Annotated in this window: 22 protein-coding genes; 17 read left to right on the top strand and 5 right to left on the bottom strand. The window is 61.1% G+C overall.

All coding sequences use genetic code 11. The features are described 5' to 3' along the window. Positions 1 to 105 precede the first annotated feature (105 nt). On the top strand, positions 106 to 1,854 hold the full coding sequence (locus QMK55_RS26320) for a phosphoethanolamine transferase CptA (RefSeq protein ID WP_320328115.1): 1,749 nt from the start codon (positions 106 to 108) through the stop codon (positions 1,852 to 1,854). Positions 1,855 to 2,200: 346 nt separating this feature from the next. Here the strand turns inward: QMK55_RS26320 and galU are convergent, their stop codons facing one another. Beyond that, the gene (gene galU / locus QMK55_RS26315; RefSeq protein WP_008082670.1) at positions 2,201 to 3,040 is read right to left on the bottom strand and encodes a UTP--glucose-1-phosphate uridylyltransferase GalU; all 840 of its coding nucleotides are present in this window, start codon (positions 3,038 to 3,040) and stop codon (positions 2,201 to 2,203) included. 258 nt (positions 3,041 to 3,298) lie between these two features. Here galU and QMK55_RS26310 point away from each other — a divergent pair, with 258 nt between their 5' ends. After that, a complete protein-coding gene (locus tag QMK55_RS26310) occupies positions 3,299 to 3,484 on the top strand; it encodes a hypothetical protein (RefSeq protein WP_007912238.1) in 186 nt (61 codons plus the stop codon). Between the two features lie 154 nt (positions 3,485 to 3,638). Continuing rightward, on the top strand, positions 3,639 to 3,926 hold the full coding sequence (locus QMK55_RS26305) for a hypothetical protein (protein WP_102358519.1): 288 nt from the start codon (positions 3,639 to 3,641) through the stop codon (positions 3,924 to 3,926). Between the two features lie 4 nt (positions 3,927 to 3,930). Here QMK55_RS26305 and QMK55_RS26300 read toward each other — a convergent pair whose 3' ends face one another. Both QMK55_RS26300 and QMK55_RS26295 read right to left on the bottom strand, forming a co-directional pair. Next, entirely contained in the window at positions 3,931 to 4,161 is a 231-nt protein-coding gene (locus QMK55_RS26300; RefSeq protein ID WP_003225391.1) for a hypothetical protein, read from the bottom strand. A gap of 72 nt (positions 4,162 to 4,233) precedes the next feature. After that, positions 4,234 to 4,590: a hypothetical protein gene (locus QMK55_RS26295; RefSeq protein ID WP_102358520.1), complete on the bottom strand. Its 357-nt coding sequence runs from the start codon at positions 4,588 to 4,590 to the stop codon at positions 4,234 to 4,236. A 212-nt stretch (positions 4,591 to 4,802) separates the two neighbouring features. Here QMK55_RS26295 and QMK55_RS26290 point away from each other — a divergent pair, with 212 nt between their 5' ends. The 5 genes from QMK55_RS26290 (at position 4,803) to ada (ending at position 7,935) form a co-directional block, all read left to right on the top strand. Beyond that, positions 4,803 to 5,105, top strand: coding sequence for a DUF1883 domain-containing protein (locus QMK55_RS26290; RefSeq protein WP_025112441.1), 303 nt, complete (start codon positions 4,803 to 4,805; stop codon positions 5,103 to 5,105). A gap of 29 nt (positions 5,106 to 5,134) precedes the next feature. Beyond that, on the top strand, positions 5,135 to 5,305 hold the full coding sequence (locus tag QMK55_RS26285; RefSeq protein ID WP_177327363.1) for a hypothetical protein: 171 nt from the start codon (positions 5,135 to 5,137) through the stop codon (positions 5,303 to 5,305). Positions 5,306 to 5,398: 93 nt separating this feature from the next. Next, positions 5,399 to 6,109 (top strand): 2OG-Fe(II) oxygenase, encoded by a 711-nt coding sequence (locus tag QMK55_RS26280; RefSeq protein WP_102358521.1) that lies wholly within the window; start codon positions 5,399 to 5,401, stop codon positions 6,107 to 6,109. Between the two features lie 5 nt (positions 6,110 to 6,114). Further along, positions 6,115 to 6,780 carry a DNA oxidative demethylase AlkB gene (gene alkB / locus QMK55_RS26275; RefSeq protein ID WP_320330225.1) on the top strand — a complete coding sequence of 222 codons (666 nt, stop codon included), beginning with the start codon at positions 6,115 to 6,117 and terminating at the stop codon, positions 6,778 to 6,780. Between the two features lie 87 nt (positions 6,781 to 6,867). Then, positions 6,868 to 7,935 (top strand): bifunctional DNA-binding transcriptional regulator/O6-methylguanine-DNA methyltransferase Ada, encoded by a 1,068-nt coding sequence (gene ada, locus QMK55_RS26270; protein WP_320328114.1) that lies wholly within the window; start codon positions 6,868 to 6,870, stop codon positions 7,933 to 7,935. Here the strand turns inward: ada and QMK55_RS26265 are convergent. Next, positions 7,932 to 8,390, bottom strand: coding sequence for a GyrI-like domain-containing protein (locus tag QMK55_RS26265; protein ID WP_320328113.1), 459 nt, complete (start codon positions 8,388 to 8,390; stop codon positions 7,932 to 7,934). The two genes, ada and QMK55_RS26265, sit on opposite strands and share 4 nt — an antisense overlap. A 61-nt stretch (positions 8,391 to 8,451) precedes the next feature. Further along, positions 8,452 to 9,435, bottom strand: coding sequence for an MDR family oxidoreductase (locus QMK55_RS26260; RefSeq protein WP_320328112.1), 984 nt, complete (start codon positions 9,433 to 9,435; stop codon positions 8,452 to 8,454). A gap of 189 nt (positions 9,436 to 9,624) precedes the next feature. Here QMK55_RS26260 and QMK55_RS26255 point away from each other — a divergent pair, with 189 nt between their 5' ends. From QMK55_RS26255 to QMK55_RS26215, 9 genes are all read left to right on the top strand, one after another. Next, complete coding sequence (locus QMK55_RS26255; protein WP_320328111.1) at positions 9,625 to 12,087, top strand: autotransporter; 2,463 nt, start codon at positions 9,625 to 9,627, stop codon at positions 12,085 to 12,087. 114 nt (positions 12,088 to 12,201) lie between these two features. Next, positions 12,202 to 13,266: an NAD(P)H-dependent flavin oxidoreductase gene (locus QMK55_RS26250; RefSeq protein WP_102358525.1), complete on the top strand. Its 1,065-nt coding sequence runs from the start codon at positions 12,202 to 12,204 to the stop codon at positions 13,264 to 13,266. Between the two features lie 169 nt (positions 13,267 to 13,435). After that, entirely contained in the window at positions 13,436 to 14,203 is a 768-nt protein-coding gene (modA, locus tag QMK55_RS26245) for a molybdate ABC transporter substrate-binding protein (protein ID WP_320328110.1), read from the top strand. After that, positions 14,204 to 14,884 (top strand): molybdate ABC transporter permease subunit, encoded by a 681-nt coding sequence (gene modB, locus QMK55_RS26240; RefSeq protein ID WP_102358527.1) that lies wholly within the window; start codon positions 14,204 to 14,206, stop codon positions 14,882 to 14,884. Positions 14,885 to 14,887: 3 nt separating this feature from the next. Then, positions 14,888 to 15,967, top strand: coding sequence for a molybdenum ABC transporter ATP-binding protein (modC, locus tag QMK55_RS26235; RefSeq protein ID WP_102358528.1), 1,080 nt, complete (start codon positions 14,888 to 14,890; stop codon positions 15,965 to 15,967). 73 nt (positions 15,968 to 16,040) lie between these two features. Continuing rightward, the gene (locus tag QMK55_RS26230) at positions 16,041 to 17,069 is read left to right on the top strand and encodes a DNA topoisomerase IB (protein ID WP_320328109.1); all 1,029 of its coding nucleotides are present in this window, start codon (positions 16,041 to 16,043) and stop codon (positions 17,067 to 17,069) included. 146 nt (positions 17,070 to 17,215) lie between these two features. Continuing rightward, positions 17,216 to 18,841, top strand: coding sequence for an ABC-F family ATP-binding cassette domain-containing protein (locus QMK55_RS26225; protein ID WP_320328108.1), 1,626 nt, complete (start codon positions 17,216 to 17,218; stop codon positions 18,839 to 18,841). Positions 18,842 to 18,911: 70 nt separating this feature from the next. Next, on the top strand, positions 18,912 to 19,142 hold the full coding sequence (locus QMK55_RS26220; protein WP_102358531.1) for a hypothetical protein: 231 nt from the start codon (positions 18,912 to 18,914) through the stop codon (positions 19,140 to 19,142). A gap of 122 nt (positions 19,143 to 19,264) precedes the next feature. Next, positions 19,265 to 19,495, top strand: a complete 231-nt coding sequence (locus QMK55_RS26215) for a hypothetical protein (RefSeq protein WP_007964939.1) — start codon at positions 19,265 to 19,267, stop codon at positions 19,493 to 19,495. Positions 19,496 to 19,579: the final 84 nt, after the last annotated feature.

Raw genomic sequence — 19,579 nt, 5'->3', positions numbered from 1 at the left:
CGTGATACTCCGGCGCATTCTGGCCGTGCGTTTGCGCGCGGCCTCCGTTCGTCGGTTTCATGAAGCGTTCCGGCGGTGGTTAGTGACGATGAGCTGGAGTGCTGAATGGCATTGTTCAAACGCAGCAAAGCGACTGCGACAGGTTTCGACTGGGCTGGGGTTCTCTGGCTTTTCGCGTTTTTCTGGTATTTCTCGGGTATCACCCAACTCCTGATCCAGCTGACCGGCACCTCCGGCTTCAGCGGGTTCCGTCAAGCCTTCGTGATGAGTGCGCTGTGGCTCGCCCCGATGCTGCTGTTTCCCAAACGCACCAAGCTGCTGGCCGCATTGATCGGCATCGTCTTGTGGGCCTGCTCCATGGCCAGCCTGGGCTACTTCTTCATCTATCAGCAGGAATTCTCGCAAAGCGTCATCTTCATCATGTTCGAGTCGAACATTTCTGAAGCTGGCGAGTACATGACCCAGTACTTTGCCTGGTGGATGATCCCGGCGTTCCTCGCCCATACCGCTTTCGCCTACTTCCTGTGGACACGCCTGCGCCCGGTGACCATGCCGCGTGGCCGCGCTTTCGTCGCCGCGATGGCAATCCTGATTGCCGTGGTGGGCTGGCCGCTGATCAAGCAGACCCAGCGCACCGGCAGTTTCGCCGGTGGTTTCGAGAAGTTCGAAGACCGCATCGAGCCTGCCGTGCCTTGGCAAATGGCGGTGGCTTACCACCGCTACCTCGATACCCTGGCGGGCATGCAAGACATGCTGCACAGCACGAGCAAGGTCCCGCCACTACATAACCTCAAGGCCGCAGACGCCGACAAACCCTCGACCCTGGTGCTGGTGATCGGTGAGTCGACCAACCGTCAGCGCATGAGCCTGTACGGCTATCCGCGCAAGACCACACCGGAACTGGACAAGCTCAAGGATCAGCTCGCGGTGTTCGACAACGTCATCACCCCGCGCCCTTACACCATTGAAGCGCTGCAACAGGTGCTGACCTTCGCCGACGAAGAAAACCCGGACCTGTACCTGTCCACGCCGTCGCTGGTCAGCATGATGAAACAGGCCGGCTACAAGACGTTCTGGATCACCAACCAGCAGACCATGACCAAGCGCAACACCATGCTCACGACCTTCTCCGAACAGGCCGACGAGCAGGTTTACCTGAACAACAACCGCAACCAGAACGCCGCGCAGTACGACGGCGACGTGATCGAGCCGTTCAACAAGGCCCTGATCGACCCGGCGCCGCGCAAGTTGATCGTCGTGCACCTGCTCGGTACTCACATGAGCTACCAGTACCGTTATCCGCCGAGCTTCGACAAGTTCCAGGATCGCGATGGCGTCCCGGCCGGCGTGCGTGACGATCAGGTACCGACCTACAACAGCTACGATAACGCCGTGCTGTACAACGACTTCGTGGTGTCGAGCCTGATCAAGGACTACGCCAAGTCCGATCCGAACGGTTTCCTGCTGTACCTCTCCGACCACGGTGAAGACGTGTTCGATTCGGCCGGCCACGACACCCTGGGCCGCAACGAGAACAAACCGACCGCGCCGATGTACACCATTCCGTTCATGGCCTGGGCTTCGCCGAAATGGCGCGAGAACCATGACTGGAACTTCGCTGCGGATCTGGGGCGGCCGTACAGCAGCTCGCACCTGATCCACACCTGGGCAGACATGGCCGGTTTGAGTTTCGATGAGCTGGACCGCAGCAAAAGCCTGGTCAGTGACAGCTTCAAGCCGCGTCCGCTGATGATCGGCAACCCGTACGAACGTGAGCAGCGGGCCCTGATCGACTTCAGCCTGATGAAGCCAAAGAAGGTCGAGCCGACCAGCGCAAATGTCGTGAAGCAGTAAACCGGTAAAAGTCGCCGAAGCAGGTGGCCTGAAACCTCGTAATCGACGTAGCGCATAAAGAAAAAGCTCCGTATCGAAAGATACGGAGCTTTTTTGTTCTGGGTGGACAGGCTGCCCGCTTGTGCTGCCCTCTGTTGTGCCGTCTGGAAGGAATCGGGGCTGCGCCGACGCTGGTCATCCCCTCCCCCTCAAGCAAGCAGCCAGCGCGCTCAGAGGCCGCCAGTAAATCGCGCTGCCGGACTCAAGGGTTTTTCCAGCACAAAAGCAAACGCCCCGAACAAGTCGGGGCGTTTGTGGGTACTTCACCTGGTGCTCTCACACCTCTGGCGGTACAGATCCGGCGCTATCAGTAAGCCTTGCCAGTCTTGTAGAAGTTCTCGAAGCAGAAGTTGGTTGCTTCGATGTAGCCTTCAGCACCACCGCAGTCGAAACGCTTGCCTTTGAACTTGTAGGCCATGACGCAGCCGTTCTGGGCTTGCTTCATCAGGGCGTCGGTGATCTGGATCTCACCGCCCTTGCCTGGCTCGGTCTGTTCGATCAGGTCGAAGATGTCCGGGGTCAGGATGTAGCGGCCAATGATCGCCAGGTTCGACGGTGCGTCTTCCGGCTTTGGCTTCTCGACCATGCTGTGTACGCGGTAGATGTCGTCGCGGATCATCTCGCCGGCGATCACGCCGTACTTGCTGGTTTCCTCCGGATCGACTTCCTGGATGGCGATGATCGAGCAGCGGAACTGCTTGTACAGCTTGACCATCTGAGTCAGTACGCCGTCGCCGTCGAGGTTGACGCACAGGTCATCCGCCAGCACCACGGCGAACGGTTCGTCACCGATCAGCGGGCGACCGGTCAGGATCGCGTGGCCCAGGCCTTTCATCTCGGTCTGACGGGTGTAGGAGAACGAGCACTCATCCAGCAGTTTGCGGATGCCGACCAGGTATTTCTCCTTGTCGGTGCCTTTGATCTGGTTTTCCAGCTCATAGCTGATGTCGAAGTGGTCTTCCAGAGCGCGCTTGCCACGACCAGTAACAATGGAGATTTCCGTCAGGCCAGCGTCCAGAGCTTCTTCAACGCCGTACTGGATCAGTGGCTTGTTTACCACCGGCAGCATTTCTTTGGGCATGGCTTTAGTCGCTGGCAGGAAGCGAGTACCGTAACCGGCTGCTGGGAACAAGCATTTCTTGATCATATAAGTCCTTGAAAGGGCTGTGTGTACGAGTTTCGGCGCAGTCTAATCAGGCGGCGTGCACCTTACAATGCCCCGCACTGGCTAACCGATGCCAACATAGAGAAATATTCTCGCCGATAGTTCCGTTGGCGCTTTCTGACGGCGAATTCAGAGTAGCCCAAAGACGCAGACGCGCCGCACCACCATACGCCGTTCGCCCCCCAATGTGAGCATTTGTCGGTATCATGGCGCCTTTGAACCAGCGAACGAGACAGATAGATGGCCGCGGTAAAAATCATCAACGGGTATGTGATCGACAAGAAAGACGGCAAGTGGACGCTGACCACGACCAATGGCGAACACATCGCCGGGCCGTTCGACAGCGAGCAGATGGCGACTGATGTCGCGTCGGTGTTCACTGACACCCCTGCGTCGGCCAAACGCCGAGGCAAGGATCAAGACTGAGCGGCGGCGACACATGATGCCGAGCCCTGCCCTTGCGCAGGGCTTTTTTGTGGACCGCGGAAAGATCAATGAAACAAGTGGCCTATCGCTATAACCTTTTCACTGCGGCGCTGTCAGAGCGTTTAGCCCCTCCCTCGCTGAAGACGACATTCCTATGAACTTGAACAGATTGCTGCCGCTGATCGCGGTATTGGCCCTCGGTGGCTGTGCCACTTCGCAAACCACTTACCTGAACAACGGCGAACAGGGCTTGACCATCGACTGCTCCGGCGAGGCCAACTCCTGGGCCACCTGCTACGAAAAGGCTGATGCCTCCTGCGCCGGCACCGGGTATCGCATCGTCGGTACCGATGGCACGCCGGCGCCAAAGGAAAGCGACAAGACCCTGGGGGTCGATGTCGGCAACTACAAGAACCGCAGTGTGGTGGTGGTCTGCAAATAGACCCCTACATGTGGATCTCGGCGAACTTGATACCGAGCCCGCGCACGATCTCGATCAAGTCGTCGAGCCGGGCAAAGGATTCGACTTCATCGTTGTCGTCTACCAGAAAATAGCTGCGCCCGGCGCTCTTCTTGAAAAACACGATCCACTCGCCCGGATTGGCCGGGTTCTGAATAACATGCGTGGCAGAAATCAGGCCTTCTGCGTGGCGCTCCCGTACTTGCTCTCGCTTCATGCGCGACTCCAGAAATGAAAATGCCGTCACAGCAGGGCTGTGACGGCATCGGTGCTGACAACTTATAGTCTATCAGCCGGAAATACAGGCATTGGCGGCGTTTTGCACGTCACGCGGACGAATCGGCACATTGGACATGCGCTCATGCAGCTTGATACTGCTGCCGCCGGAGCGATCGTCAATATCAAACACGGCGGCCGCGCCGGTCGAAAATTTCCCGGGAACAATCACTCGAACGCCATCCTTGTGCGGTTGCATCTGCAACGCGCCGCGGCTGCTGGCAAGCTTGTCCGCCAGGCACTGAGCATACTCATGGGGTTTCTTGCCGGAAATCACGCTCATGGTCGGCAACGTTTCATTGATTTCGGAAACGCTCGCGCAACCACCCACGGCCAAGATCAATGGCAGACACACCACACCCCACTTCATACAAACACCTCCCATAAAGACCGTCGGACAGCAGTAATGCCATTTTTCTCCGAGGCTCACTCCATTAAACCCGCATCGAATCGCGAATAACTGTTTTTAATTGTCAAAGCGGCGCTCGACGGCGGGATAATAACCCGTTCGGGCTGATAAACTGCGCCAATCGCACATGCTATCGTTTTGATTTAGTAGAAAAAGCCCTTTTGGAGGCGCCCATGAAATTCATTCACCAGCGCGAGCACCTCAACGAAGACGACATCGTCGTCATCCAATGCTCGCAAACCTGCAACATCCGTTTGATGAACGACGCCAACTTCCGCGCCTTCAAGAACGGCGGACGCCACACCTACCACGGCGGCGCTTTCGACACGTTTCCTGCGCGCATCACCGCGCCAAGCACTGGTTTCTGGAACATCACCATCGACACCGTCAACCGCCGCGCCATCAGCGTCACGCGCAAGCCGACCCTGACCCACTCGATCAAGATCATCCGCCGCTCCAGCACCAAACTCAGCTGAGTCGCCCCCAACGCAAGGTAAGCACGACCGTGGCCCAAACGACCAAATACGTCATCAAATACAAGCTCAACGGTGAGCGCCGCTTCGAGTTCGCGCAACTGGAGCACGGCACCGTGGAAGAGGCCAAGGCTGCGCTGGACGCCATCCATGGCACCACTGAAGACGTGATCAGCGATATCGCCGTCAGCAAAGCCCTGTAACGCAACGCGTCGGATTCGACCGCAAGCGGCGGAGTGTTCTGCCGCCGGGACCTGCCCAGACTGACCGCCTCGACCAAACGTTCAGGAGTCAGCATGTCAATGTCCCCGTCCCGGCTGGATGCGCTCGATTGGGCAAGCCTCGAACAGCAACTGGATGAGCAAGGCTACGCCATCATTCGCGCGCTGCTCTCGGTACAGACCTGCGAGCGCCTGAGTGCACTGTATCCGCAGACCGAACCGTTCCGCTCGCAGGTCGTCATGGCCCGCCACGGTTTCGGTCGCGGGGAATACAAATACTTTCGCTATCCCCTGCCGACCACGGTCGAGCGCCTGCGCAACGCGCTGTATCCGCGCCTGGTGCCGTTGGCCAACCGCTGGTACGAACGCATGGGTTTGCCCGTACGTTTCCCTGTGGCACATGCCGAGTTTCTTCAGCGCTGCCACGCCGCCGGTCAGTTGCGGCCAACGCCGCTGTTGTTGAAGTACGGCCCGCAGGACTACAACTGCCTGCATCAGGACCTCTACGGGGAACTGGTTTTCCCGTTGCAAGTGGCGATTCTTCTGTCAGCACCGGGGCGAGACTTTACCGGCGGCGAATTCGTCCTGACCGAGCAGCGCCCGCGCATGCAATCGCGCCCGCATGTGGTGGATCTGCAACAAGGTGATGCGGTGATCTTTGCGGTCAACCAGCGTCCGGTCAGGGGCACACGCGGCGACTATAAGGTGACCCTGCGGCATGGCGTCAGTCGCCTGCACAGTGGAAATCGGCATACCCTGGGCATCATCTTCCACGACGCCACATGAGCACCATGCAACCGACCACCTTCGACCTGTTCGCCGACCACGAGCCCGTACAACAACCGCGCACCGAGCAAATCGGTGAACAGTCGTGGCTGTTGCGCGGCTTCGCCCTGCCGGTTATCGATGAGTTGTTGCTGGCGCTGGATGCCCTGCTCGCTGCCGCGCCGTTGCGGCACATGGTCACCCCGGGCGGCTTCAGCATGTCGGTGGGCACCAGCAGTTGTGGAGCGCTGGGCTGGATCACTGATCGCAGTGGCTATCGCTACAGCACCGTCGACCCGCTGAGCGGCAGGCCTTGGCCGGCGATGCCGCGGGTGCTGTTCGAACTGGCGCAAACAGCGGCGCACCGCGCAGGATTTGCCGACTTTTGCGCGGATTCCTGCCTGATCAACCAATATGTCCCCGGCGCCAAGATGTCTTTGCACCAGGACAAAGACGAACATACCTACGCGGCACCGATCGTTTCGTTGTCACTGGGCTTGCCGGCAATGTTCCTGTTCGGTGGTTTTGCCCGCAGCGACAAGAGCCAGCGCATTCCCCTGCTGCACGGCGACATGGTGGTCTGGGGCGGGGTCGATCGCTTGCGTTTTCACGGCGTGCTGCCGATCAAGCCAGGGCGGCATCCACGCTTGGGCGAACGCCGGATCAACCTGACCTTTCGCGTTGCCGGATGACCCTGAATAATTTGACCGCAAGGCGCGGAGTGTTACTAACATCGCTGCTGGTTAACCTGAATCAAACAGGTCAACGGACTACTCGCCATGAAAAAGCTTTCGCCGATCACCAACGTTGAAACCGATCCACGCTGGGCCGCCGTCGTTGCACGGGACCCACGGGCCGACGGGCAGTTTGTCTATGCGGTGAAAACCACCGGCATCTATTGCCGCCCGAGCAGTCTTTCGCGTTTGCCCAAGCCGCAGAACGTCGAGTTCTTCGACAGCGCCGAAGCCGCCGAAGCTGCGGGTTACCGCCCGAGCAAACGCAGCAGCAAGGATCAGACTGACGTCGCCGCCCAACACGCCGCGACCGTGGCGCTGGCCTGTCGGCAGATCGAAACCTGCGAAACGACGCCCGCGCTCAACGAACTCGCCGAGGTTGCCGGCCTCAGCCCGTTCCATTTTCACCGCGTGTTCAAGGCGGCAACCGGCCTGACGCCCAAGGGCTACGCAGCGGCGCATCGCTCGCGCCGAATGCGTGAACGGCTGGCGGACGGTGGCTCGGTGACCGCTGCGCTGTACGACGCAGGCTTCAACTCCAACAGTCGCTTCTATGAATCGGCCGACAAGGTGCTGGGCATGAAACCCGGCGACTATCGCGCAGCCGGGCGCAACAACGACATTCACTTTGCCGTCGGCCAGTGCTCACTCGGGGCGATTCTGGTGGCACAGAGTGAGCGCGGGGTCTGCGCGATTCTGTTGGGTGACGATCCGCATCAACTGGTGTGTGATCTGCAGGATCAGTTCCGTCAGGCCAACCTGATTGGCGCCGATGCCGGCTTCGAACAGTTGATTGCCAAAGTGGTGGGCTTCATCGAGGCGCCAGCGCTGGGGCTCGATTTGCCACTGGATGTGCGCGGCACCGCGTTTCAGGAGCGGGTGTGGCAGGCGCTGCGGGAAATCCCGGCTGGGCGCACCGCCAGCTACGCCGAGATCGCCCAACGCATCGGCGCGCCGACCTCCATGCGCGCCGTGGCGCAGGCGTGCGGCGCCAACCGTCTGGCCGTGGCGATCCCCTGCCATCGGGTGGTGCGCAGCGATGGCAATCTCTCGGGGTATCGCTGGGGCGTGGAGCGCAAGCGCCAACTGCTGGAGCGCGAAACGCAGCCTTAATCGATGCCGATGTAGACCGCCACGGACTCGGGGCCGGTATAGGCCTCGAAGTCGGTGGCGTAACGACGCTGAATCTGTGGGCTCTGCTCAAAGAACGTCCAGATCCGCCCCCAGGTCGCAATGACCGCGTCAGGCAAAGTGCCCTGCGCTTCGAACACCAGGTACTCACCGGCTTCAATCTGCACCGCTTCGTAGTCCTTGGTGCGCGCGCTCACGGCGACGCCAGCGGTGACATCGAACGCCCCCGAGGCATCGGACTCGTAAGCCGAGTACACACCATAAATTGGCGAGTTGGCGATCTTTGCTGGAATGCTCTCGGCCTGCTCTTCGCTGAAAAACTGCTCCCACATCGGGCCGATCTTCGCGGTCTCCGGACGATGCTCTGCGGCGTTGGTGGTCCGTACGCGTAGGCCGGCCACGGTGAAGGCGTCGATTTGCTGTCGTTTCAAGTCCATCGAAAATGCCGCTCCCAAGATAGAGGTGCGGCCACACAGGGCCGCAATGGCGCTTACTTTGTCAGCGATTGACGTCGACCACAACCCTGCCGCGCAGCTGCCCGGCGAGCAGTTTCGGCGCCGCATCGATGGCTTCGCTCAGGGCGATTTCGTGACTGATCAAGGGCAACAGGGCGAAGTCCAGATCCTTGGCCAGACGCTCCCAAGCCTCGATCCGCCGTGCCTTGGGTTGCGTCACACTGTTGATCCCAGCCAGGGTCACACCGCGCAAAATGAACGGCGCCACCGACGCCGGGAAGTCCATGCCCTGGGCCAGACCGCAGGCCGCCACCGTGCCTTCGGCGCGGGTGCTGGCACAGGCGTTGGCCAACGTGTGGCTGCCGACCGAATCGATCACTGCTGCCCAGCGCTCCTTGGCCAGCGGTTTGCCCGGTTCCGACAGGGTCGCGCGGTCGATGATTTCGCTGGCGCCCAGTTGTTTCAGGTACTCATGCTCGCAAACCCGGCCGGTGGACGCCACCACGCGATAACCCAACTTGCTGAGCAGCGCGATGGCGAAACTGCCGACCCCGCCATTGGCGCCGGTCACCAGCACCTCGCCCTGAACCGCAGTCACGCCATTACGCTCCAGCGCCAGAATGCACAGCATCGCCGTGTAACCGGCGGTGCCGATGGCCATCGCTTGCGCGGCGCTGAAAGCTTTGGGCAAGGGAATCAGCCAGTCGCCATTGAGCCGCGCCTTCTGCGCCAACCCGCCCCAGTGATTCTCGCCCACGCCCCAGCCATTGAGCAGCACCTGATCACCGGCCTGATAGTCGGGATGCGAACTGACCTCGACCGTTCCCGCCAGGTCGATGCCCGGCACCATCGGAAACTTGCGCACCACCGGACTGTTTCCGGTAATCGCCAGACCGTCCTTGAAGTTCAGCGTGCTGTACGCAACCTTCACCGTCACGTCGCCTTCAGGCAGCTGCGCTTCGCTGATCTGCTGCAGGCTGGCGTGGTAACCGTTGTCGTCTTTGTCGATCAAAATGCCGTTGAACATGGCTGCCTCGCAATCAATGGATTCAAATCCTCGCGCCTTGAAATAACACAAAGCAACACATTGCCCCACCCGACTTTGCGCCAATTCGCAAATCCGCCGAGTAATTCCAGAGCGGGCGGCTATGCTTTTTCGACGGTCGTGCTTTCGCTGCCCTCCCTCCCGAAAGCGGCCCTGTCGATGGAGCTGACAATGTCTTACCCGCGTTCATTGCTTGCGATGTTATTGCTGTGCCTGCTGAGCGTTGGTAACGCCTGGGCAGCCCCGGCCACTGCCACCAAACCCGCCGCAACTGACGCTGCACCCAGCGCGCCGACCTGGCCGCAAGTGATCACCAGCGGCAAGGCCAAGCTGACGGTGTATCAGCCGCAGCTCGACAGTTGGGATGGCTACACGCTCAATGCCCGGGCGGCGGTCGAAGCCACGGGCGCCGATGGCAAACCCACCTACGGCATTGTCCAGTTCAGCGCACACACCCTGGTCGACAAGGCCACGCGCTGGGTCGCGCTGGATCAATACAAGATCATCAAGGCTGACTTCCCCGCCGATGCCAGCCAGGCGGATGTGTGGCTCGCGGCACTGCAAAAAGATGCCGAAAGCCGCAAAAAAACCATTTCCCTCGATCAACTCGAAGCCGCCGTCGGCGTGCTGTCGGCCGAGCAGAAAGCCGACAGCGCACCGCTGGAGAACGCCCCGCCGGCGATCATCAGCGCCGACGTCCCCGCCCTGCTGGTCTACATCGATGGTGACGCGGCCTACCGGGCGGTCGAAGGCACTGCGCTGCAACGGGTGATCAACACCCGTCCGCTGTTGCTCAAGGACGCTGAGGGCAAGCATTACCTGCACGTGTTTGATGGCTGGATGGTCGCCGACAGCCTCAGCGGCGAGTACACCCGCCTGGCCACGCCCCCGGCCAATCTGGAGAAAGCCAGGCAAGCGGCGATTCAGAGTCGTCAGGTCGATCTGCTGACCGGCCAGAGTGATCCGAAAGACAAGATCCCCAGCCTGGCCAAACCGCCACAGCCGAAAATCTTCATCGCCACTACGCCCACCGAACTGATCGTCACCGACGGCGCACCGCAGTGGTCGCCGATTCAGGGCACCGGCCTGTTGTACGTGAGCAATACCACCGGCCACATTTTCAAGGAAATCGGCGACCAGAACAGTTACGTGCTGATCTCCGGCCGCTGGTTCCGTGCCGCCGACATGAACGGTCCCTGGACGTTTACCCCGGCGGACAAACTGCCGGCAGACTTCGCCAACATCCCCGACGACAGTCCGAAAGAGAACGTCAAGGCCTCCGTCGCCGGCACGCCACAGGCCAAGGAAGCCGCGATCGCCGCGACCATTCCGCAAACCTCGGCGATCAAGAAAAGCGCCGTCAAAATGACCGCGCCGCAGTTCGACGGCGAGCCGCAACTCAAGGCGATCACCACCACACCGCTGCAGTATGTGATCAACAGCGCCACGCCGATCATCCGCGTCGATAACGACAGTTGGTATGCGGTGGAAAACGGTATCTGGTTCACCGCGACGTCGGTGAACGGGCCGTGGGTGGTCGCCAGTTCGGTGCCGGCAGTGATCTACTCGATTCCGCCGAGTTCACCGATGCATTACCTCACTTACGTCAAAGTCTATGAATCCAGCGGCGATACCGTGGTGGTCGGCTATACCCCGGGTTACCAGGGTTCGAACCTGGACCCGGCCACCGGCGTGGTGGTCTACGGCACGGGTTACCCGTATACACCGTGGGTCGGCAGCGTCTGGTACGGGCCGCCGGTGACCTACGGTTTCGGCGTCGCGATTCGCTACACGCCGTGGACCGGCTGGACCTTCGGTTTCGGCTTCGGCTGGAGCTGGGGCGGCAACACCGTGGCGATGGGCTGGGGCTGGGGCGCTTATCCGTGGTGGGGCAATTACGGTTGGGGTTACGCCTGGGGGCCGCGCTTGTATCCCGCGCCGCTGGCCTGGGGCGGCGCCGCTTACGGTTATCGCGGCGGTGCCGTGGCCTGGGGCCCCGGTGGCTGGGCTGGCACCACCGGCAATATCTATCGTCAATGGGGTGACCGCGCGACCGTCAGTCGCTATGGCGCCGGCTACAACGCCTGGACCGGCAATCGCTGGGCGGGTCAGGTCGGCTCTTCCTATAACTCGCGCACCGGCGTTGCCGCGGCGGGTCAGCGCGGGGCCGTACACAATGTCTACAACGGCAATTACGCAGCCGGGCGCAGCGGCGAAGTGGTCGGGCCGAACGGCGGCGCCATCGCCGGTGGCCGGATGACGGCGGGCAATGCACGCAACGGCACCCAGGTCACCGCCAATCGTGGCGCGGTCTACAACCCCAACACCGACAAGACCACCCAATATGGCGGCGTGAAAGGGCGTAACGGCGGCGCCGCACGGGTCGGCGACAACGTGTATGCCGGGCACGACGGCAACGTCTACAAGAAGACCGACAACGGTTGGCAATCAATGGTCAAGGGCAGCCCGACCCGCACGGCACCGGTCAACAACAATGCCCAGTTGCAAAACCTCAATCGCGAATCGGCGGCGCGCAACTTCGGCAACCAGCGCACCAATAACTTTCACAACTCCTCGCAAAACATGAACCGTTCCTTTGGAGGCGGTGGTGGTGGCGGATTTCATCGACGCTGACAGGGGGCGATGCCCCATGCCCGGAAAATTCGGGCTGGCCCTGAGTCCGGTTTTGCTGTTAAAAAACCGGCTCTGCCGTCCCTGCCCCGCTTCATCGTTCGGAGAATCGCTTCCATGAGTCAATGGCCTGACACCCGCATCCTTGACCTGCTCGGCATCGAACTGCCGATCATCCAGGCTCCCATGGCCGGCGCCACGACTCCGTCCATGGTGATTGAGGTGTGCAACGCGGGCGGGTTGGGTTCACTGCCGGCAGCGATGTTGAGCATTGAACAACTGCGCGAAGATCTGCAGACCATCCGTGAGCACACCCGCCATCCGCTCAACGTCAACTTTTTCTGTCATCAGCCACCGGCCGCCGATGAACAACGAGCGCGTGACTGGAAAAATCTGCTAGAGCCTTATTATCGCGAACTGGGCATTGACTTCGATGCACCGACACCGGTTTCCAACCGTGCCCCCTTCGATGCGGCGGCGTGCGCCGTGCTGGAAGAGTTTCGCCCACAAGTGGTGAGTTTTCATTTTGGCCTGCCGGAGAAATCCCTGCTGGATCGGGTCAAGGCCACCGGCGCGAAAATCCTCTCGTCCGCCACCACCGTCGCCGAAGCGGTGTGGCTCGAGCAACACGGCTGCGATGCGATTATCGCCATGGGCTACGAAGCTGGCGGGCACCGCGGGATGTTTCTCAGTGATGACTTGAGCAGCCAGGTCGGCACCTTTGCCCTGGTGCCGCAGATCGCTGACGCGGTCAAGGTACCGGTCATTGCTGCCGGCGCCATTGCCGACGGCCGAGGTGTGGCGGCGGCATTGATGCTCGGAGCATCGGCGGTGCAGGTTGGCACCGCGTATCTGTTCACACCGCAAGCCAAAGTCAGCGCCTCCCACCACCAGGCACTGCGCACCGCCAAGGCAAGCGAAACCGCCGTTACCAACCTGTTCACCGGGCGCCCGGCTCGGGGCATTCTCAATCGGGTGATGCGCGAAATCGGCCCAATGTCGCCCAAAGCGCCGGCGTTCCCGCTGGCCGGTGGAGCATTGATGCCATTGCGCGCCAAAAGCGAAGCGCAGTTCAGTAATTTTTGGGCCGGTCAGGCCTTCCCATTGGGCGAGGAACTCAGCAGCGCCGAACTGACCCGGCAACTGGCTGAAGACGCCCTGGCGAAACTGGCTCGCCGATGATCCGGCACGGGGTGAGGCATGGCACAGCCTCTCCCCGTGTTTATAAGCACTTCCCGTTTAGCGGCATTTCGCTATATATTTCACTATATAGCGTTTCACCCCCTCGCATCGGTGCAGTCCACCCCCAACAATAACTGCCCTCTGCACACGCCAATAACGGAGCTGTTACATGACCATTCGTGCCTCACGTTTTGCCCCAACTTGCCTGGCCACTTTGCTGGCGGTGTTCGCCTTCGGCACTGCTCAGGCCGATGAAGTGCAGGTGGCTGTCGCCGCCAACTTCACCGCGCCGATCCAGGCGATTGCAGCCGATTTCGAAAAAGATACCGGGCACAAACTGGTCGCAGCCTACGGCGCCACCGGCCAGTTCTATACCCAGATCAAGAACGGCGCGCCGTTCGAAGTGTTCCTCTCCGCCGACGACAGCACCCCGGAAAAACTGGAAAAAGAAGGCGACACCGTCAAAGGCTCGCGCTTCACCTACGCCATCGGCACCCTGGCACTGTGGTCGGCGAAAGAAGGTTACGTCGACGCCAAAGGCGAAGTGCTGAAGAAAAACGAGTACCAGCACCTGTCCATCGCCAACCCGAAAGCCGCGCCGTACGGCCTGGCCGCCACTCAGGTACTGGAAAAGCTCAAGCTGACTGAAGCGACCAAAGCCAAGATCGTCGAAGGCCAGAACATCACCCAGGCATACCAGTTCGTCTCCACCGGCAATGCCGAACTGGGTTTCGTCGCGCTGTCGCAGATCTACAAGGACGGCAAGGTCACCAGTGGTTCGGCGTGGATCGTTCCGGCCAGCATGCACGACCCGATCAAACAAGACGCGGTGATTCTGAACAAAGGCAAGGACAGCGCCGCCGCCAAAGCGCTGGTTGAATACCTCAAAGGCCCGAAAGCCGCTGCGGTCATCAAGTCCTACGGCTACCAGCTCTAAATGTCGCTCTCGAGTGCCGACTTCGCGGCGATCTGGCTGACCCTGAAACTGGCGTCCCTGACCACCGCGATCTTGCTGGTCGTCGGCACTCCGATTGCCCTGTGGCTGTCGCGCAGCCGTTCCTGGTTACGCGGCCCGATCGGGGCGATCGTCGCCCTGCCCCTGGTGCTGCCACCGACCGTGATCGGTTTCTACCTGTTGCTGATGATGGGGCCCAACGGCTTTCTCGGGCAGTTCACCCAGTGGCTGGGCCTGGGCACCCTGACGTTCAGCTTCACCGGGCTGGTGATCGGTTCGGTGATCTATTCCATGCCGTTTGTGGTGCAACCGTTGCAAAACGCGTTCTCCGCAATCGGCACTCGCCCACTGGAAGTGGCCGCAACCTTGCGCGCCAATCCCTGGGACACTTTTTTCAGTGTGATACTGCCGTTGGCCCGCCCCGGTTTCGTGACGGCGGCGATCCTCGGGTTCGCGCATACCGTCGGTGAATTCGGTGTGGTGCTGATGATCGGCGGCAACATTCCCGACAAGACCCGGGTGGTCTCGGTGCAGATCTACGATCACGTCGAGGCCATGGAATACGCTCAAGCCCATTGGCTGGCCGGGGCAATGCTGGTGTTTTCGTTTCTGGTGTTGCTGGCGCTGTACTCCAGCCGCAAGACCCGCGCAGGCTGGAGCTGATCGATGATTGATGCACGTCTGAAAATCACCTATTCGGGTTTCAGCCTGGATGTCGATCTGCACTTGCCAGGGCGTGGCGTGACCGCGTTGTATGGTCATTCCGGTTCGGGTAAAACCACCTGCCTGCGTTGCATCGCCGGTCTTGAACGCGCCGAACAGGGTTTTATCCAGGTCAACGACGAAGTCTGGCAGGACAGCGAACGGCGCATTTTTGTCCCGCCGCACAAACGTGCGCTAGGTTATGTGTTCCAGGAAGCCAGCCTGTTTCCGCACTTGTCGGTGCTGGCCAACCTGCAGTTCGGCCTTAAACGCATCGCCAAGGCCGAGCGCCGAGTCGACATGGCGCAAGCCACCGAACTGCTGGGGATCGGCCATTTGCTGGAGCGCCATCCGCAGCATCTGTCCGGCGGCGAACGCCAGCGAGTCGGCATCGCCCGCGCACTGTTGACCAGCCCCAAGCTGCTGCTGATGGATGAGCCATTGGCCGCCCTCGACAGCCAGCGCAAAAACGAAATCCTGCCCTACCTGCAACGCCTGCACGATGAACTGGACATTCCAGTGCTGTACGTCAGCCACGCTCAGGATGAGGTCGCGCGACTGGCCGATCATCTGGTGCTGCTCAGCGACGGCAAGGCGCTGGCCAGCGGCCCGATTGGCGAAACCCTCGCGCGTCTCGACCTGCCAATGGCGATGGGCGACGACGCCGGGGTGATCATCGAAGGCCAGGTCAGTGCCTACGACGCTGATTATCAGTTGCTCAGCCTGCAACTGCCGGCCACCGAAATGAACATCCGCGTAACGCACGCACCGATGGCCGTAGGTCAGACCCTGCGCGCCAAGGTGCACGCCCGCGACATCAGTCTGAGTCAGCATGACAGCGAGGCCAGCAGCATCCTCAATCGGTTGCCGGTCACCGTGGTCAGCGAGCAGGCGGCGGACAACACCGCGCACGTGCTGATTCGGCTGGACGCCGGTGGCACACCGCTGTTGGCGCGGATCACCCGCTTCTCCCGGGATCAGCTCGGCATTCACCCGGGCCAGCACTTGTGGGCGCAGATCAAGGCCGTCGCAGTACTCGCCTGAATTCGTTGGCACGACGGCAACGGCGCGCGGTCAATCGCTGTAACAGAGCGATTTGCCGCCAAGGACATACGCCATGCCCGACACTGCGCCAGCCGACGTGCTACCCCCCGACCTGCATTACGTCGAAGATACCCAACCCGGCCTGACCCGCAAGAAACTGCGCGGCAAGTTCGCCTATTTCGATCCGGCCGGACAGCGCATCAGTGATCCCGACGAAATCAAACGAATCAATTCATTGGCGGTGCCACCGGCCTACACCAACGTGTGGATCTGCGCCGACCCGCGCGGCCATTTGCAGGCCACCGGCCGCGATGCCCGGGGCCGCAAGCAGTATCGGTATCACCCGCGCTGGCGGGAGGTGCGCGACGCCGACAAATACTCGCGCCTGCGTGAGTTCGGCCTGGCGTTGCCGAAACTGCGCAAACAGCTCGAAGCCCTGCTGGACGCGCCCGGTTTCAGCCGTGACAAGGTCATGGCCACCGTCATCACGCTGCTCGACGCCACGCTGATCCGCGTCGGCAACACTCAGTACGCGCGGGACAACCGCTCCTACGGCCTGACCACCTTGCGCAGCCGGCATGTCGAGGTCAACGGCAGCGCAATCCTGTTCCAGTTTCGCGGCAAAAGCGGCATCGAGCATCAGATCACCGTCAAGGATCGACGCCTGGCACGCATCATCAAGCGTTGCCTGGAGATTCCCGGGCAGAATCTGTTCCAGTATCTGGACGAAAACGGCGAGCGGCACACCGTCAGTTCACACGACGTCAACACTTACCTGCAAACCCTCACCGGCGCCGACTTCACCGCCAAGGACTACCGCACCTGGGCCGGCAGCGCGCTGGCTCTGGCGGTGTTGCGCGAGCTGCACTGGGAGTCGGAGGCCGAGGCGAAACGGCACGTGGTGGACATGGTGAAGAGCGTTGCCAAGCAACTGGGCAACACCCCGGCGGTGTGCCGCAAGTGCTACATCCATCCGGCCGTGGTCGAACGGTTCCTGCTCGGAGCGCTGGCCGAACTGCCACGCCCGAGAGTGCGCAAAGGCCTGCGCGCCGAGGAAGTCGCCCTGGCAATGTTTCTGGAGCAAATGCTGGACGCGCCTTGATCGAGGCGTCCAGCTGTTCTAGGCTAGCGACCTTTCCCCTCTTCAGGACAACCGCAGACAGTGAACAATCAAGCCTTCTGAAAATGTAATCGCGGCACGCGCTGAATCGCGCCTGTCACTGTTCACGACATTTTTCGGAGGTGCCGATGACTCACGTCTCGCATACGCCTGCCCTCGTCTGCCTGAATCAGTTGGCTTTTCAGTTCGCCAATGGCGAGACGGTTTTCAATGATCTGAATCTGCAATTCGATCACACCCACACCGCGATCGTCGGGCGCAATGGCGTCGGCAAAAGCGTGCTTGCGCGGCTGATTGCCGGAGACTTGCAACCGACTGCCGGCAGCGTCACCTGCACGGAGGCCGTGGCCTATGTGGCGCAAACATTCATCGCCGGACCGGAGCAGACCGTAGCCGACGCCACAGGCACCTCCTGCGCCCTGCGCGCACTGCGCCGCCTGCAACGGGGCGAGGCGACACCGGAAGATTTCGACATCCTCGGCGAACGCTGGGATCTGGCCGAACGTCTGCGCCAACGGCTCGATGATGCCGGGCTGCCGGATGTTGCACCGACGGATTTGACTCAGTCTCTGAGCGGCGGTCAACAGGCCCGCCTGGCGTTGATCGGTGCCTTCCTGAGTCCGGCGCGCTTGCTGGTGCTGGATGAGCCGACCAACCATCTGGACGCCGCCGGCCGGCAGTGGCTGATGATTGAGCTACAACGCTGGCGCGGCGCACTGATCGTCGTCAGTCATGACCGGCAATTGCTTGAACGCATGCAGCGTATCGTCGAGCTGACGCCATTGGGCGTCACAGTGTACGGCGGCAACTTTTGCGCGTATCAACAGCAGCGGCAGATCCATCAGGCCGCGGCGCAAGCGACGCTCGATCAAAGCCGAACCGAGCGCCGGCGTGAACAGCAGCGCCTGAAAACCGAACACGACACCATCCAGCGCCATGCCGCCCGCTCGTTGCGCAATGCCAAGACCGCCAATGTCTCGGGCTTCGAACGCGCCAGCCTCAAAGGTGCCGCACGGCAGATCATGGGGCATGTGCGTCATGGTCATCAGCAGCGCAAATCGGAGCTCGACGCCCGGGTGCGTGACGCCTACGTCAAGGTGCTCCCGGACGATGTGGTGCTGATGAACCTTCCCGGCAGCGCAGTACCCAGCTCGCGCAGGGTCTGCACATTGATGGACGTGCGCCTGCCATGGTTGCCGGCGCAGGTGTTCAACCTGACGTTGAACGGCCCCGTGCGCGTTGCCGTCAATGGCCCCAATGGCTGCGGCAAATCGACCTTGCTCAGGCTGCTCGCCGGCGATCTGCACCCCGTGAGCGGCGAATGCACCACCCATGTTCCCGTGGCCTGCCTCGACCAGCACCTGGTGTTACTGGACGATCGCCTCAGCGTCATGGAACAGTTGATCGCGCTGCAGAGCCCATTGAGTGAAAGCGCATTGCGCAGCCATCTGGCGCACCTGCAACTGGACGCGCAACGGGTCACCCGCCCAAGCGCTTCACTGAGCGGCGGTGAACGCTTGAAAGCCGCGCTCGCGGTAGCGTTGTGGCGCCAGACGCCCGCGCAATTGCTGCTGCTCGATGAGCCTAGCAATCATCTGGACCTGGCCTCGGTACAGGCTTTCGAACAGGCATTGCAGACGTTTCCCGGGGCAATTGTCGCGGTTTCCCACGACCCGGACTTTTTGCAGGCCTTGCAACCGACGCATCACCTGGATTGGCATCACGAGGGATGGCGATTGCAACCGACGAACTGACTGTCTATTTTTTGCACGATTGGCCAAGGCTTCTATAGTTGATCTGACACCTAATTGCTGTGGTGACGCCATGGAAGACATTTTTGTCGTGAAGCGGTGCAACAAGATCATCATTCACGGCCGCCGCGCCGGGGAAAGTCTGCATGAGCCCGCCGAGGCCAGCCGTTGGTATCGAATCAACGACACCCGTACCGGCGGCTTCATCGGCGATGGCTACGATCTCGAGGAAGATGCCCGACGCGAATGCCACCGGCTCAATGCCGCGAGTTCGCCAGTGTCGGCGCGGCAGTCGGTCGGCTGATGCAATTGACAGGCCGGGTCTATACTCAATTCAGCTGACGGACCAGCGCCCCAACGGCAGAGAGCTCGCAGCTCTGCGAGCTTTTTGCTGCCTCTCAACGGTTTTCTGAACGGAGGTGTTCCATGTCCGAAAAAGAGTCCATCACCACCCTCCTCACCCTGCTCGACTCCCGTCAGGCGCGCCTTGCTGCGGCCTGCAAGGAGATCGCCGACTGGGTCGATCATCAAGGCGGACATCCGACCGCCCTGCGCATCCGTGATCGCCTGAACGACATCGAAAAAGACACGCCGCTGATCCGCAGCACACTGTCTTCGCTGCAACCTGTCGAACGACCATTGCCGCGCTTCAGATGATCGCGCAGCAATAAACGACAGTAACCAGACGAGCCACTTGGCCGATGCACCGAACGCCCTGGGTCGTGGGAGGTCATAATCTGT

The organism is Pseudomonas sp. P8_229 (assembly GCF_034008635.1).
Lineage (GTDB): Bacteria > Pseudomonadota > Gammaproteobacteria > Pseudomonadales > Pseudomonadaceae > Aquipseudomonas.
This window is presented reverse-complemented; position numbering and strand designations above follow the sequence as displayed.

Excerpts from the sequence above, each read along its gene's own strand:
- QMK55_RS26320 (WP_320328115.1), top strand. The coding sequence starts at position 106 with ATGGCATTGTTCAAACGCAGCAAAGCGACTGCGACAGGTTTCGACTGG.
- galU (WP_008082670.1), bottom strand. The coding sequence starts at position 3,040 with ATGATCAAGAAATGCTTGTTCCCAGCAGCCGGTTACGGTACTCGCTTC.
- QMK55_RS26310 (WP_007912238.1), top strand. The coding sequence starts at position 3,299 with ATGGCCGCGGTAAAAATCATCAACGGGTATGTGATCGACAAGAAAGAC.
- QMK55_RS26305 (WP_102358519.1), top strand. The coding sequence starts at position 3,639 with ATGAACTTGAACAGATTGCTGCCGCTGATCGCGGTATTGGCCCTCGGT.
- QMK55_RS26300 (WP_003225391.1), bottom strand. The coding sequence starts at position 4,161 with ATGAAGCGAGAGCAAGTACGGGAGCGCCACGCAGAAGGCCTGATTTCT.
- QMK55_RS26295 (WP_102358520.1), bottom strand. The coding sequence starts at position 4,590 with ATGAAGTGGGGTGTGGTGTGTCTGCCATTGATCTTGGCCGTGGGTGGT.
- QMK55_RS26290 (WP_025112441.1), top strand. The coding sequence starts at position 4,803 with ATGAAATTCATTCACCAGCGCGAGCACCTCAACGAAGACGACATCGTC.
- QMK55_RS26280 (WP_102358521.1), top strand. The coding sequence starts at position 5,399 with ATGTCAATGTCCCCGTCCCGGCTGGATGCGCTCGATTGGGCAAGCCTC.
- alkB (WP_320330225.1), top strand. The coding sequence starts at position 6,115 with ATGCAACCGACCACCTTCGACCTGTTCGCCGACCACGAGCCCGTACAA.
- ada (WP_320328114.1), top strand. The coding sequence starts at position 6,868 with ATGAAAAAGCTTTCGCCGATCACCAACGTTGAAACCGATCCACGCTGG.
- QMK55_RS26265 (WP_320328113.1), bottom strand. The coding sequence starts at position 8,390 with ATGGACTTGAAACGACAGCAAATCGACGCCTTCACCGTGGCCGGCCTA.
- QMK55_RS26260 (WP_320328112.1), bottom strand. The coding sequence starts at position 9,435 with ATGTTCAACGGCATTTTGATCGACAAAGACGACAACGGTTACCACGCC.
- QMK55_RS26255 (WP_320328111.1), top strand. The coding sequence starts at position 9,625 with ATGTCTTACCCGCGTTCATTGCTTGCGATGTTATTGCTGTGCCTGCTG.
- QMK55_RS26250 (WP_102358525.1), top strand. The coding sequence starts at position 12,202 with ATGAGTCAATGGCCTGACACCCGCATCCTTGACCTGCTCGGCATCGAA.
- modA (WP_320328110.1), top strand. The coding sequence starts at position 13,436 with ATGACCATTCGTGCCTCACGTTTTGCCCCAACTTGCCTGGCCACTTTG.
- modB (WP_102358527.1), top strand. The coding sequence starts at position 14,204 with ATGTCGCTCTCGAGTGCCGACTTCGCGGCGATCTGGCTGACCCTGAAA.
- modC (WP_102358528.1), top strand. The coding sequence starts at position 14,888 with ATGATTGATGCACGTCTGAAAATCACCTATTCGGGTTTCAGCCTGGAT.
- QMK55_RS26230 (WP_320328109.1), top strand. The coding sequence starts at position 16,041 with ATGCCCGACACTGCGCCAGCCGACGTGCTACCCCCCGACCTGCATTAC.
- QMK55_RS26225 (WP_320328108.1), top strand. The coding sequence starts at position 17,216 with ATGACTCACGTCTCGCATACGCCTGCCCTCGTCTGCCTGAATCAGTTG.
- QMK55_RS26220 (WP_102358531.1), top strand. The coding sequence starts at position 18,912 with ATGGAAGACATTTTTGTCGTGAAGCGGTGCAACAAGATCATCATTCAC.
- QMK55_RS26215 (WP_007964939.1), top strand. The coding sequence starts at position 19,265 with ATGTCCGAAAAAGAGTCCATCACCACCCTCCTCACCCTGCTCGACTCC.